The 12,475-nt window shown below is 74.7% G+C and carries 11 protein-coding genes and 1 pseudogene; 7 read left to right on the forward strand and 5 right to left on the reverse strand.

Annotated features, from left to right (window positions below):
- Window positions 1–147: 147 nt before the first annotated feature.
- The 5 genes and pseudogenes from ABTY40_RS08925 to ABTY40_RS30870 all read right to left on the reverse strand — a co-directional run.
- Window positions 148–1,059, reverse strand: a complete 912-nt coding sequence (locus ABTY40_RS08925) for an SUKH-3 domain-containing protein (RefSeq protein ID WP_352058884.1) — start codon at window positions 1,057–1,059, stop codon at window positions 148–150.
- 8 nt (window positions 1,060–1,067) lie between these two features.
- A complete protein-coding gene (locus ABTY40_RS08930; RefSeq protein ID WP_352058885.1) occupies window positions 1,068–1,463 on the reverse strand; it encodes a YwqJ-related putative deaminase in 396 nt (131 codons plus the stop codon).
- Window positions 1,456–1,929, reverse strand: coding sequence for an SUKH-3 domain-containing protein (locus ABTY40_RS08935; RefSeq protein WP_352058886.1), 474 nt, complete (start codon window positions 1,927–1,929; stop codon window positions 1,456–1,458). Before ABTY40_RS08935 ends, ABTY40_RS08930 begins: the two co-directional genes overlap by 8 nt.
- A 9-nt stretch (window positions 1,930–1,938) precedes the next feature.
- Window positions 1,939–2,535, reverse strand: a complete 597-nt coding sequence (locus ABTY40_RS30865) for a YwqJ-related putative deaminase (protein ID WP_502990535.1) — start codon at window positions 2,533–2,535, stop codon at window positions 1,939–1,941.
- A gap of 77 nt (window positions 2,536–2,612) precedes the next feature.
- A pseudogene (locus ABTY40_RS30870) lies at window positions 2,613–3,726 on the reverse strand (WXG100-like domain-containing protein); the annotation flags it as partial.
- Window positions 3,727–3,952: 226 nt separating this feature from the next.
- Between ABTY40_RS30870 and ABTY40_RS08945 the strand changes: the two are divergent.
- From ABTY40_RS08945 to ABTY40_RS08975, 7 genes are all read left to right on the forward strand, one after another.
- Entirely contained in the window at window positions 3,953–4,354 is a 402-nt protein-coding gene (locus ABTY40_RS08945; protein ID WP_352058887.1) for a hypothetical protein, read from the forward strand.
- Window positions 4,355–4,439: 85 nt separating this feature from the next.
- Window positions 4,440–6,683, forward strand: a complete 2,244-nt coding sequence (locus ABTY40_RS08950) for a hypothetical protein (RefSeq protein ID WP_352058888.1) — start codon at window positions 4,440–4,442, stop codon at window positions 6,681–6,683.
- Window positions 6,684–6,805: 122 nt separating this feature from the next.
- The gene (locus ABTY40_RS08955; RefSeq protein ID WP_352058889.1) at window positions 6,806–8,110 is read left to right on the forward strand and encodes a hypothetical protein; all 1,305 of its coding nucleotides are present in this window, start codon (window positions 6,806–6,808) and stop codon (window positions 8,108–8,110) included.
- The gene (locus ABTY40_RS08960) at window positions 8,110–9,438 is read left to right on the forward strand and encodes a serine/threonine protein phosphatase (RefSeq protein ID WP_352058890.1); all 1,329 of its coding nucleotides are present in this window, start codon (window positions 8,110–8,112) and stop codon (window positions 9,436–9,438) included. Before ABTY40_RS08955 ends, ABTY40_RS08960 begins: the two co-directional genes overlap by 1 nt.
- On the forward strand, window positions 9,435–10,670 hold the full coding sequence (locus ABTY40_RS08965; RefSeq protein ID WP_352058891.1) for a protein kinase domain-containing protein: 1,236 nt from the start codon (window positions 9,435–9,437) through the stop codon (window positions 10,668–10,670). Before ABTY40_RS08960 ends, ABTY40_RS08965 begins: the two co-directional genes overlap by 4 nt.
- Before the next feature lie 16 nt (window positions 10,671–10,686).
- Entirely contained in the window at window positions 10,687–11,394 is a 708-nt protein-coding gene (locus ABTY40_RS08970) for a vWA domain-containing protein (RefSeq protein ID WP_352058892.1), read from the forward strand.
- Window positions 11,391–12,038: a hypothetical protein gene (locus ABTY40_RS08975; protein ID WP_352058893.1), complete on the forward strand. Its 648-nt coding sequence runs from the start codon at window positions 11,391–11,393 to the stop codon at window positions 12,036–12,038. The genes ABTY40_RS08970 and ABTY40_RS08975 overlap by 4 nt, the downstream gene beginning before the upstream one ends.
- The last annotated feature ends 437 nt before the right edge of the window (window positions 12,039–12,475 follow it).

Consider the following 12,475-nt stretch of genomic DNA (forward strand, 5'->3'; position numbering starts at 1 on the left):
CCGGTCCTGCCAGTCCGAGTAATTCGACATCATCGTTGCCTTCCGACAGCAAGGAAAGCCGGGGGAGAAGTGGCTGCCCACTTCTCCCCCGGCGGTGATCAACCTGAAGGGTCTCAGGTGAAGAGACCACAGACGTTCGGAACGCCCCTAGGGCCTTCCTTCCGGATCTTGCCGGGCCGCCGCCCAGGCGGTGAGTTCCCGGGCGCAGGCGGTCAGGGCCGCCGCCGTGGGGCCGGAGGCCGCCGAGAGGGCGGCCGTCAGGGTGAGGGCGGGGGCGTCGGGCTCGGCGCCCGTCGTCAGCGCGCAGGTGACCGTCGCCGCCGGGCCTTCCGTGCCGGGCGGGGCGGGGACGGTGAGCGTCAGTTCGCAGGCGCCCGGGCGGGCACCCGCCGCTTCGACGGCGCGGGTCATCGCCTCGGCGAGCGGCTCCGCGTTGTCCTCCAGGGCGCCCCGGCGCAGCGGGAACTCCTCGTCCACCGCCACGACGCCGATGCCCCGCAGGGTGGTGGCCCGCAGGCGCAGCGCGCGGGCGCTGAAGACGCCCGTGCTGTGCAGGACGTAGACGGCGACGAGCGCGGCGCGCACGGCCGCGCCGAGTTCGGCGGGGAGGCCGGGCAGCGGGACGCTCCACCGGGGCGGCCGGAGCCGTACCGGCGCGCGCCCTTCCGTGAGGGCCGCGAGACCGTCGCGGACCGTCTCGCCGAGGAGCCAGGGCCCGCCGGGGCCGAGCATCAGGAGCCGGCCGTGCTCGTCGACCGCGAGCGGCGCGTCCGTGTCCGTACGACCGAGGGGGAAGAGGCGTACGCCGAGGGAGTCGGCGAGCCGGAGCAGCGACGGGATGTCGAAGCGGGCCTCGCGCGGGTCGACGACGGCGCCGAGGGTGGCGACCTCCCGGCCGCCGGCCGGATCGGGGCGCAGGGTCAGCCCGTGGAACTCGCGCACGGCCCGCTCGGCGGCGGGGAACACCTCGCCCGCGCCGTGGGTCGTCGCGACGAGGATCGCGAGCAGGGCGGCGTCACCCGCGTTCCCGCCGGGCGGCCGGCCCGCCTCTTCCGGCACCGCCCGCCTCATGCCGGGTCGTGGAGGATCGTGATCCCCAGCCGGTCGAGGAGCGCCGTGCAGGAACGGCAGACCTCGGCCTCCCTGCCGTGCTCGGGGTCCCCGTGCGGCCGGATCTTGCGGGCGACGATCGCCGCGCCCGCGAAGTGCGGGGCGGCCTCGTCGAGGCCGGCGGTGCGGCCGTCGCCGCGCGTCCGGTCGAAGGCGAACAGTTCGTCGGAGACGAGGGCGGACTCGGCGCAGTAGCCGATGAACGGTTCGCGCAGGCCGGCCGGGAGCCGGTCGAAGAACTCCCGCACGGCGGGGTGGAGGCGCGGCTCGCCGTCACCGGTGAGGTTGGTGTGGCTGGTGATCGTGCCGTGGAGGAGCAGCGAGGCCGCCGTACCGGGAACCAGGTCAGACATAGAAATCCTCCGCGTCCTGCATGGGCGTCCGGTACAGGCCGATCATCGCCTCGTGCTTGCCGGTGCCCATGTAGTAGTCGCCCGTGTGGTGCATGCAGAAGAACCGGCCCTGCTCGTCGATGACGTACAGCTCCGCGTCGGTGGAGTCCCACCCGACCGGGAAGAGCCGCACGCCGAGGTTACGGCTCAGCTCGGCCATGTCCTCGAAGCTGTGGCCCCAGTAGGGCACGGGCGTGAACTCCAGGTAGGCGTCGCGCTGGGCGTCGTGCACCACGCGCAGCCCGGCGTGCTCCTCGAGGAAGTCGGTCGCGGCGGGGAACGGCTCCACCGGGAACCCCCGCTTCCGGCTCTCGTCGACGACGGCCGCCACGAACGCCGTGGCCGACTCGCCGGCCTTCCGGCCGGGGAACCAGCCGTTCTCGGCGAACCAGGCGTCGACGTCCGCGGGGACATGGAGATGGGGCATGGGGGGCTCCTAACCTGCGTAGGCGTTGATGCCGGTGATGTCGAGTGCGATCGCACACGAGGGACACGGCTCTTTGTAGTCGTTGTGCTGGAGGAGGCCGCGCCTGTCCCGCCCGATCTGCACGCTGTACATCTGCGCCCCCGCCATCGCCTCCCGTACCTGGTCGGTCGTGGTGATGGACGTGCCGGACGGGTCGAGCTGGCGGAGCCGGTCCGACAGGAGCATGGCCTCCGCGCACTTGCCGTGGCCCGCGCCGGGCCTGGTGCCCTGGGCGTCGTGGATGGCCTTCACCTCGTCGTAGACCTGCTGGGCGCCGGGATGCAGGTCGGGCTTGTCCTTGCCCTCGTACTGGGTCGCGCTGGTGTGGCTCGTCACGACACCGTCGTGGAGGAGCCCGCCGGAACAGCTGTTGTCCTTGAGGAGGTGCTCACCGACCGGGAACCGGGTCTTGGCCAGGTCGATCTGGTGCTTGGGGTCGTCCGGGTTGTCGGGGTCGGCCCTGCGTGCCCGGTCCGCCAGGTCGCGGGCCTCCTGGACCAGCGCCTCGCGCTGCTGCTCGGGGGTCAGGTGGCTGACGTCGAGCGGGTCCGTGCGGTGGTGGCGCATCGTGCCGGCGGAGCTGCCGTGCCAGGGCGGGGCGGGGGTGATGCGCTTGCCGCCGGGGTTGTCGCCGGAGCCGTTGCCGCCTCCGCCTCCGCCGGGAGGGTTGCCGTTCCCGCCGCCTCCGCCGCCTCCCTTGCCACCGTCGTTGTCGTGGTCGCCCTTGCGCTGCCGGGCGAACCGGTCGCGCAGCGCGTCGTCGGTGTTCTTGTGGTCGACCGCGATCTGCTTGACCGCCTTGGGGAGGGTCTGGCCGAGGTGGTCGCCCATGGTCTTCGCGGCCTTGGTCAGCGCTTCCAGCGCCTTGTCCGCGATCGGGTCGATCGCGTCCGCGATCGAGTCGCGCCCGCGCGTCCGCCCATGCGCCGTCTTCGCCTTCGTCAGCTTGCCGGCGGTCTTGCCGTGGATGTTCACGCTCACGCCGTTGAGCTGCGTGGAGGCGTGCGTGTGCTCGGCGTGCTCGATGTGCAGGTCCTTCAGGCCGCTGCCCTTGGCACCCCCGCCACCGCCGCCGCCTCCGGCGGAGGCGAGGTTCATCGCCTCCTTGCCCGACTGGACGCCCTCCTTGAAGCCGTCCTTGCCGGCGTCCGTCGTCCGGTCCAGGTCCACGCCGTCCTGCAGGCCGATCGCCACCGCGCCGAGCTGGACGACGAGGTCGGCCGCCATGCCCTCCAGGGCCGCCACCGCCGGCTCGGTCATGGCCGCCACGATGTAGCCGACGGCTTCCTCGACGCACTCCTTGATCAGCCGCTTGATGACTTCCTGCGTGGCGCGCATCGCCCCGGCGCCGATCAGCGCGGACAGGCCGCCGGTGACCGGGATGAGCGAGAGCGCGATCCCGGCCTCGGCGGCGAGGTAGCCGAGCTGGACGAGCGCGGCGAGCTTCATGCCCTCGATGGCCCCGGCCGCCGTGTCGAGCGCCCCCGCGATGGTGCGCGCGGCACCGGAGATGTCCTTGATGTGCTTGCTCTTGACCTTGGACCAGTGCTCGTTGAGCGCGTCCAGGGACTCGCCCCGGCCCGAGGAGAGCAGCCGCTCGAAGTGGTTGTTCGCGAGCTGGCCGTCGTCCTCCAGGTCCTCCGCGAACTCCCGGAGGGCGACCGCCATCTCGCGGTAGGCGTCCTCATCCACATTCGGCCAGGCGACACCGATCAGATCGAGAAGGGTGTCCGCCCAGTCCGGAACCGTGACCGCCACGTTCCATTCCCCCGTTACGACTGACTGTTTGCAAAGCTGAACAGTCCTACCACACCCGTGCGCGGGTCGGACCGACCGGGAGCACCTGCCAGGACCCATCGAGCGGAATCAGCCATCGCCCTCCTCACCGGGCGTTTTTCGGTCATTGTTCGCCGACCGTCTGGCGCGCCACCGGGGGACCACTTGAATGGCCTCACGTGTGTGCAAGGAACAACCGGGGGAACACATGGATCCGATCACCGCAGTCGCCGCCGCGGGCGTGGCCCTTGTCGTCAAGGGTGCGTTGGAGGCCACCGGCCAGGAGGCCGGCCGCAGCGGCTGGAGCGGCGGAGCGCGGCTCGTCGAGCGGATCAGGGCCCGGTTCCGCGGCGACTCCGCGGCCGAGACCGCTCTGGAGCGCGTGGCGGACGCCCCGGACGACGAGGTCGGCCGGCAGGAGCTCGAGAGGATGCTCGCCGCACACATGCTGAGGGACCGTCAGTTCGAGGACGACCTGCGGCGCATGGTCGACGAGGCGGTCGCCGCGGGGGGCGGGCCCGGTGGACCGCAGGTCAGCGCGGCCCTCATCAAGAACGCCCAGGTGTTCAACGAGAGGGTCGAGATCAAGGGCGACTGGAACGTCTCGTAAGTCCCGCGAGACCGTTCCCCGAGCAAGTGAGGGGCCGCCGTCGGCGCGCCCCTCTTCGTCCGTCCCTCCCGGAAACCCGTGTGCCATGAGCGAGGAAGTCACCGCCGCCCCGTCCGGCGGTACGAGCGCCGAACCCGCCCCGCCGCCCGCCCCCGCCGACCCGCCCGAGGCCCCGCCGGAGAGCGAGCGACGGAGCACGGGGGCGGACCGGGACGGCCCCGTCAGCGAGTCCGACGCGCTGCGTTCGCTCGCCCAGGGCGGCGCGACCGACGACCCGGAACGGTCGGAGGCCCAGCGAGCCGGGGCCATCGCCGACCTCATCGCGCGGCGGCTCAGCGCCGACGCCTCCGGCACCCGGATCGGCACGCTGGCCCTCTTCAACGACAGCGTCAGCTTCGGCGGCGGCTTCCACACGGACGGCGGCGGGCGGCCCCGTGCGCGGACCGCCACCGGTGAGGGTTCCGTCCTGCCGCTCGACGCCGCCGAACTGGACGACCACACCGCCCGGTTCGTCCGGCCTTCCGGGTACCGCTCCGCGCTCGGCCTCCTCAGCGAGCGGCGGCTGCTCGTCCTGACCGGGCCCTCCGGCAGCGGGCGCGAGGCCACCGCGGTCAACCTGCTCGCCGAGGCGCTCGCGCTGGCCGGTGCCGACGGCGGCGGGATCTGCCACCGGCTCCTCGACCCGGCCGACCTGCTCGCCCCCGGCTGGGAACCGCCCGTGCCCGCCGGCGGATACGTGGCCCACGTCGGAGACGGTCCCGAAGCGGCGCGCCACTTCCGCGCGCTCCCCCGGCTGCTGCCCGCCCTCGTGGCGGCCCTGCGCGCCCGGGGCTGCCACCTGGTGCTCACCGGCGGCCAGGACCTCGCGATCGCCGTGCGCGGGGACGGCGGCGCGGTGGTCGCCGCGCACGAACTCGCCCCCGTCGACCCGATGGCCGTCCTCGAACGGCGGGTCCTCGGACTCGGGGCCGCCCCGGAGGCGTACGCCGAACTGCGGGCCCGCTGCGCCTCCGGCGGCGTCACCGACACCCTGCGGGAGCTGCCCGCCGCCCGGCACGCGGCCCGGCTCGCCGCCGAGATCACCGCCGGGCGGGACGTGGCCGCCGCCGCTGCCGCGCTGCGCGACCCCAGTGACCAGGTGCGAGCCTGGTTCGACCGCCACCGGCACCCGGAAGCCGTGGCGTTCGCGCTCGCCGCGGCCGTCCTGGAGGAGTGCGGCTACCTGACCGTCGCCGAGGCCGCGGTGAAGCTCCGGGACGCGCTCGCGGAGCCGGCGCCCGCCCCGCCGGACGTACGGTTCCGGGACCGGCTGGGCGACGAGCAGCAGTGGATCAGGCTCGACGGCAGCGCGGGCGGGCCGCCGCGCGTCCGCTTCCGCAACGCCCTCCTCGGCCAGGTCGTCCTCCTCTACGCCTGGACGGGGCTCGACGGCTGGCGCGAGGCCCTGCTCTCCTGGCTGCGGCAGCTCCTCGGCCACCACGACCTGGAGGTGCGGGCCCGGGCGGCCGTCGCCGCCGGGGTGCTCGCCCGCGCGGACCACCACTACGCCGTGCACCGCTATCTGACGGCGTGGGCCGCCGCGGAGTCGTGGCAGCTCCGCCAGGCCGCCGCCACGGCACTCGGGGTGGCCGGCGGCGACGCCGACTCGACCGACGCCGTGTGGGCGCTGCTGCACGACTGGGCGCGCGGCGGCAGCTCGGCCCGCGAGCGGCGGCTCGCGGGGACGGCGGCCAACACGGCGGGCGGGCTCCTGGGCCGCACCGCGCCCGACCGGGCGGTGGCCGTCCTGCGGGACGCGCTGGACCGGGGCGACGACTGGGGCACGCTGCCGTCCGTGGCGTGGGGCGGGGTGCACCTCGTCCACCAGGGGCAGGCGGGGCCGCTGCTCGCCGCCCATCTGGACTGGTCGGCGCCGCGGGACCTCTCCCCCATGGTGGTGAAGACGCTGTCCGCCTTCGTCTTCGCGACGACCCGGCCGTACGAGGCCCCGGCGGACGGCCCCGTGGAGGGCGTGCCCGGTGTGCCGCTGCTGCTGAGCGGGCTGCCCGCGCACCGCGCGGCCCTCGCGGAACTCTGGGCCCGGGCCCTGGCGCGCCGCCCGGTGCAGGAGAGCGCCCTGCTCGCCCTGCGCGAGTGGATCGACACGTACGCCGACCGGGGGCGTCCCGGAACGCTCGACGCGCTGGCCGGCCTCCTGGCCGACGTGGCCCGCAGGCCGGGCGCGCACCGCGAACGACTGCTCTGGTGGCTGAACAAGTGGGCGCACGACCGCGAACGGCCCTCGCGCAACGCGGCCGTGCTGCACGCGCGCCTGAACCGTACGACCTGATCCGTACGACCTGGTCCGCACCGGCCCGGACCGCACGTCCGGGGCCGTACGGCCCCGGCCCGACCACCCGCACCACCCGGACCGCCGTCCGGCCCCGCACCGCCGACAAGAGGGAGGAACCCGTGGGAGAGCAGACCTACGACCCGGTGCTGTCCTTCGAGGAGCTGCCGAAGTGGCGGCTGACGAAGCCGGTCCGGCCACCGAGGCCCGGGAGCGCGCTCGTCCTGGTCAGGGAGAGCGGCCCCTCGCTGACGATCCGCAGCGGCGAGGAGATCCCGTCCTCCCGCTTCGGCACGTACCACGGCGTGTTCACCGTCGACATGACCGAGCACCGGCTGATCCTCGACATCCCGCTGCTCAGCCGGGACCCGACGTTCTCCTTCCGCAGCCGGGTCGACCTGGTGTGCCGGGTCGCCGATCCGGCCCAGGTCGTGGCGCGCGGCATCCGGGACATGAGCGGGGCGCTCTTCGGGTATCTCCGCCGGACGCTGCGGGAGGTGGCGCGCGACTACGACATCGCCGAGTTCCACCAGGCCGAGCGCGCGCTGAACGGGACGGTGGCCGGTTTCACCGGGGACGACGCGGTACGGCTGCGGAACGTGCAGGTCGAACTGCTCGTCGACGAGGACGAGATCGCCACCAGCGGGCGGGAGTTCCGGGACGTGGTGCGGGAGACTCGGCTCTCGGGGATGCGGCGCGGCCGGCACCTGGACATGATCCGCGAGGAGGGGCTCGACGGCCTGATCGCCGAGATCATGGAGAAGGAGGGCCCCCGGGCGGCGCTCGCCTGGATCGAGAAGAACGAGGCCGAGAAGCGCGAGGTGCGGCGCGAGATCATGCGCCTGGTCCTGGAGCGCGGTGACGCGGACCGGGAGCCCTTCGAGCAGGCGGAACTGGAGCGCACCGTCCTGGAGGAGGTCCTGCGCGACGGCGAGGGCCTGTTCGACGGGGCCGCCCGGCGCGGCCGGCTGCGCGGCTCCCTGGCCCGCGCGGCGGACCCGGCCCCGGCGCTCGGACCGGCGCACGAGGAGGACGAACCGGCCCGCCGGCCGCTGCGCGGCGAGGTGGTGCGGGACGAACCGCACGGCGAGGGCGGCCGGCCGCGCCCCGGCGGCCGCGTCACGGGTACGTACGGCTCCGGGCGCCCGGGCGGGCACGGTCCGGCCCGCCGCGCCGCCCGCGACGACGACCGGACCACCGGCCGGGAGCCCGGGCGTCCCGGGCCGCCCGAGGACGAGCCGCTGCCGCCCGCCGGATCCGGGGGGACGGACCGGTCCGCGCCCCGCGCCGCCACCCCGGAGCCGCGCCCCGCCGGGGAACCGGCCGCCGACCGTCCCGCGCCCCGGGTGAGCCGGGTGCGGGGCACCACCAGACGGGACACCCCGAAGCGGGACACGCCCCGGCCCGGACCCGACAGGGAGCGCTGATGGCAGAGCACGAGCACGGGGCGCGGCACGCCGCGCCCGCGCACCGCCCGGAGCAGTGGCCACCGCCCCCGCCCGCGGCCCCGGGGCCCGCCGCTGCCTCCGTAGCGGCCCCCGCGCAGGCCCTCGTGACGGGCACGGGCGGCGGGCCGGCCTCGGGCGGCCCGCCCGTACCCGCGGGCGCGCCGGCGGACGCCCCCGGCGGCTCGGCAGGAAGCCCTCCGGCGGGCCCGCCGGACCCGCCGCCACGGGCGCTGCCGTCCCAGGCGGTCTGGTCGACGCGGGGAAACGTCGAGGGACTTCAGGCGCTGACCGTGTGGACCGAGCAGGTGCCCGGCCACGGGGAGGACGCCGAGCCGTTCGTCGCCCACCACTGGGGCACCGACCAGGGCGTGATCGCGGTCTTCGACGGCTCGGGCGGCGCGGGCGCGAGCCCGGTCTGGCAGGGTGCGGACGGCGCCTGGCGCACCGGTGCCTGGGTCGGTTCCCGGGTGGCGCGGCTCGCCACGGACTGCTGGTTCCACGAGGTGGCCCTGGAGACCGAGGAAGCGGGACCCGCCTCCCTGCACCAGTACCTCGACTGGTTCCTGACCAAGGCCCCGCAGCGGCGCAGCAAGATCGGCGGCACCATGCGCCGGCAGCTTCCGACCACGCTCGCGGGCGTCCACTACCGCGTCCTCGGCCGCGAGGGCACCGTCGAACTGCGCCCGCTGTGGGCGGGCGACTCCCGGGCGTACGTGTTCGCGCCCGCCTCGGGGCTGCACGTCCTCACCCGGGACCACACCCGGGAGAGCGACGCCCTGGAGCTGCTGCGCACCGATCCGCCGATGACCAACGTGATCTGCGCGGACCGCGAGTTCACCGTCGACACGCAGCTCATCGCCTCCTTCCCGATGCCCTGCGTCCTGATCGCCGCCACCGACGGCTACTTCGGCTACGTGCACACCCCGGCCGACTTCGAGCACCTGCTCCTGAGCACCCTGCGCCGGGCCCACACCGAGTACGAGTGGGCCGATCTGCTGCGGCGCGAGGTGCAGGCGTACACCGGGGACGACGCCTCCCTCGCCCTGCTCGCCCTGGGCTACCGGGACCTGGCGCACGTGCGCGAGAGCAGTGAGCGGCGGTACGCGGAGCTGACGGAGCGCCACCTCAAGGGGCGGCCCCGGGCGCTCGACCGGTCACCGCGCGGCGGGGCCGAGGAGCCACCGGGCGGCCCCGAGGACGGGCGGACGGCGGACGCGCGCATCCGCGCCTGGCAGGAACAGAGCTGGCAGACCTACCGCGCGGGATACGAGACCTATCTGCCGCCCGCGCTCGAGGAGTACCGATGAAGAAGGGCGACACGATCGCGGGCTACCGCGTCGTCACCGATCCCACCAACGCCAACGGGGGCAAGTGCATCTGGGCCTTCGCCGAGAAGGACGGGGGCCAGTTCTTCGTCAAACGGTTCCTGGAACCGAAGCGCCCGCGCGACGACGCCGCCGACTCCCCGAGCGTGCGCATCCGGCGCGAGGTGGCCCAGGAGTTCGAGAAGCGGCACCGCAAGGTCATGAAGAAGCTGCGCCCGGACTCCGTGGGCGGCGGCAACATCGTGCTGGCCACCGACTTCTTCCACGAGGGCAGCACCTACTACAAGGTGACCGAGCGGATCGACACCACCAGCCTGGACCGGCCGCAGACGCTGGAGCCGAACCAGAAGGCGGTGTTGCTCAAGACGCTCGGTTCCAGCCTGCGGATGCTGCACGACCTGGGCATCGTGCACGGCGACCTCAAGCCGCTGAACGTCCTGATCCAGAAGCGGGAGGGGGCCGCCTTCCACGTCGCCAAGCTGATCGACTTCGACGACTCCTACGAGTCCGGCGACCCGCCGGGGCCGGAGGACATCTCGGGCGACTCCGTGTACGGTGCGCCCGAGTGGCGCCGCTACCTCCAGGACGACGGCTCCGCCGGGCCCGCCGACCTCACCTGCGCCGTCGACGTCTTCGCGCTGGGCCTGATGACCCATCTGTACGTGACGGGTGACCTGCCCTCGTACGACGCGGCGTTCGGCTCCCCGGCCGACGCGGTGAACGCCGGGGAGGAACTGCGCCTGGACCCGCGCCTCTCCGACGAACTCCTGGCGCTGCTGCGCCGGATGACCGCCGCCGACCCGCGGGTCCGCCCCGGGATCGAGACCTTCCTGGAGACGCTCGCCGACCCCGAGGTCTGCGCGCTGCGGCACCGCAGGCCCGGGACCTCGGCGCCGGAGAAAGCGGGGACGCCGGAGAAAACGGAGACGGCGGGGACGACGCGGGCGGAGACCCCGGTGGCCGAGCCGGCCCCCGGGCCCTCGCGGATCAGCCGGGTCCGGTCGAGCTTCGGTCCCCGCAAGGAGCGCCCCGCGCCGGCCGCTCCCCCGGCGGCACCCGCCGTGCCCGCGCCGGAGGCGGCGGACGCGGCGGACGCGGCGCCTTCCGCCCCGGCGGCTCCGGCCGCCGGGGAGGCGGCACCCTCCCCGGCTCCGGGCCGGTCCCGGGTCCGTATCAACCTCGGCGGCCGCGGGGGCGGCCGCCGCACCCCCTGACAAGGAGCAGCACACCATGAACGACGCCCGCGGGCAGTACCAGGGCAACCTCCAGTACGCCGTCGACCTCGCCCTCTGCATCGACGCGACCGGCAGCATGTCGCCCGTCCTCGACACCGTGAAGTCGAGCGCCCTCCAGTTCCACCAGCGGCTCGACGACGTGATGGCCAAGAAGGGCAAGTCCATCAGCCAGCTGCGGCTGAAGGTCATCGCCTTCCGTGACTTCGGCGACGACCCCTCGGACGCGATCGAGGAGACCGACTTCCTCCACCTGCCCGCGCAGTCCGGCGCGTTCGAGGAGTTCGTCGGCGGGATCGACGCGGGGGGCGGCGGCGACATCCCCGAATCCGGTCTGGAGGCCCTGGCGCTGGCGATCAACTCGCCCTGGGAGACCGGACTCGACCGCCGCCGGCACGTCATCGTGATGTTCACGGACGCGCCCGCGCACCCCCTCGGCACGGTCGGCGCCGGCGCGGCCACCTACCCCCGGCACATCCCCCGCACGATGGACGACCTCTTCGAGCAGTGGGGGTACGCCCGCAGCCAGACCTCCGTCATGGAGCAGTCCGCCAAGCGGCTGGTCCTGTTCGCCCCAGAGGAGGCGCCGTGGTCGGAGATCGCCGAGGAGTGGGACCTCACCCTCCACTTCGCCTCCAAGGCGGGCGAGGGCCTGGAGGAGTTCGAGATGGACGAGATCATCGAGACGATCGCGAACAGCCTGTGAGTCTGGAGTGGAGCGGCTTCCGCCTCTCCCTCGGCCGTGACGGGCTCCTGGAGTTCACCTGGATCGGCGAGGGCGTCTTCGAGGCCCGGGTGACCCGGTGTGTCTCCGCCGCGCTCCACCCGCCCCGGGACGCGCGGGAGGACCACCGGCTGGTCCTCCGGTTCCGCTTCCCGGACGCGGGCGCGCTCGCCCCGCCGGTGGCCGGGGTGGGCGCCGAGGGCACCGAGTCGCTCGTGGTCCGGGTCGACGTGCCGCGCGGTGCGGTGGAGCGGACGCGGAGCTTCCTGCGCCTGCTGTGGGAGGAGTTCTCGGTGCCGTACGGGGAGGGGACCGGACCCGCGGCGGCCGGTCCCGCCCCGCGGGCGGCGGACCCGGCCCCGGTGCCGGGTGGCGCCCCGGCGGGCGGGGCGGCCGGAGACGTACGCGAGGAGGTACGGGTACGGGCGGCGGCGGAGGCCGGGAAGGAGCGGCTCACCGCCCCGGTCCCCCCGGCAGGGGCGCCGGCGGAGGAGGCCGGAACACCGGCCGAGCCCGAGCTGGAGCGGGTGCCCGAGGATCCCGCGTGGATCGTCAGCCCGGCGGGAGCGGGCTCGGAGGAACTGTTCCGGGTCGTGATGGCGCATCCGGCGCCGGGCGAGCGGTAGGAGGGGACGACAGGGGTGGCGGGCTCGGCCAACTGGAAGTGCGCGGACTGCGACAACAACAACGGACCGAAGGACGCGGCCTGCTCGATCTGCGGGTCGACCCGTCGGGCACCGATGCCGCGGCCCGCCGCCCCGTCGCGCCCGGCGGCGAAACGGCCCTCACCGGCGCGCCCGGCGGGTGACTGGCAGTGCGGGGTCTGCCGGGCCGCCAACAGCGCGCGCAACCTCAGCTGCGTGGGCTGCGGCAAGAGCTGGAAGACGAGCGCCGGGCCCGCGCGGAAGCCGTCCTCCGGGACCTCCGCGCCCCGGAGGACGGCCCCCGGGCCGAGCACGACGACGCCGAAGACCCCGAAAAAACCGACAACCCCGACGACACCGACGACACCGGCGTCCGGGCGCGGTTCCGGCGGTGCGTCCGGGAGCGGCACGGGCGGCAC

It is taken from the genome of Streptomyces sp. NPDC126503 (genome assembly GCF_040302405.1).
Taxonomy (GTDB): Bacteria; Actinomycetota; Actinomycetes; order Streptomycetales; family Streptomycetaceae; genus Streptomyces; species Streptomyces gulbargensis.

Bases quoted from the DNA above. Each gene is read 5' to 3' on its own strand.
- ABTY40_RS08930 (WP_352058885.1), bottom strand. From the start codon at position 1,463: ATGTCTGACCTGGTTCCCGGTACGGCGGCCTCGCTGCTCCTCCACGGC.
- ABTY40_RS08935 (WP_352058886.1), bottom strand. From the start codon at position 1,929: ATGCCCCATCTCCATGTCCCCGCGGACGTCGACGCCTGGTTCGCCGAG.
- ABTY40_RS30865 (WP_502990535.1), bottom strand. From the start codon at position 2,535: ATGCGCCACCACCGCACGGACCCGCTCGACGTCAGCCACCTGACCCCC.
- ABTY40_RS08945 (WP_352058887.1), top strand. From the start codon at position 3,953: ATGGATCCGATCACCGCAGTCGCCGCCGCGGGCGTGGCCCTTGTCGTC.
- ABTY40_RS08950 (WP_352058888.1), top strand. From the start codon at position 4,440: ATGAGCGAGGAAGTCACCGCCGCCCCGTCCGGCGGTACGAGCGCCGAA.
- ABTY40_RS08960 (WP_352058890.1), top strand. From the start codon at position 8,110: ATGGCAGAGCACGAGCACGGGGCGCGGCACGCCGCGCCCGCGCACCGC.
- ABTY40_RS08965 (WP_352058891.1), top strand. From the start codon at position 9,435: ATGAAGAAGGGCGACACGATCGCGGGCTACCGCGTCGTCACCGATCCC.
- ABTY40_RS08970 (WP_352058892.1), top strand. From the start codon at position 10,687: ATGAACGACGCCCGCGGGCAGTACCAGGGCAACCTCCAGTACGCCGTC.